1 protein-coding gene is annotated in these 320 nt (G+C 65.9%); it reads left to right on the top strand.

What is annotated here, in order from left to right:
- The coding region (locus tag F0Q45_RS27075; RefSeq protein WP_149656708.1) for an amidohydrolase family protein at nucleotides 1-320 on the top strand (320 nt) is incomplete at both ends.

Consider the following 320-nt stretch of genomic DNA (forward strand, 5'->3'; position numbering starts at 1 on the left):
TGGGCACGGCGACTTCCGGCTACCCAATGAAGTCCCACGCGGTGTCTGCGGGCACCTGAGTTACACCGAGATCATCGGTGCGGCTGTTATCGCCGACGGCGAGGCTGAGGTGTTGCGTGGGGCTCGGGAGATGTTGCGGCGCGGCGCGAGTCAGCTCAAGTTGATGGCAGGTGGGGGTATCAGCTCGTCGTACGACCCGATCGACGTCGCCCAGTTCACCGAAGCCGAGATCCACGCGGCGGTGGAGGCTGCGGAGAACTGGGGCACCTATGTGACGGTGCATGCCTACACCCCCCGCGCGATACGTACCGCCGTGGCCG

It is taken from the genome of Mycobacterium simiae, from assembly GCF_008370645.1.
Taxonomy (GTDB): Bacteria; Actinomycetota; Actinomycetes; order Mycobacteriales; family Mycobacteriaceae; genus Mycobacterium; species Mycobacterium simiae_A.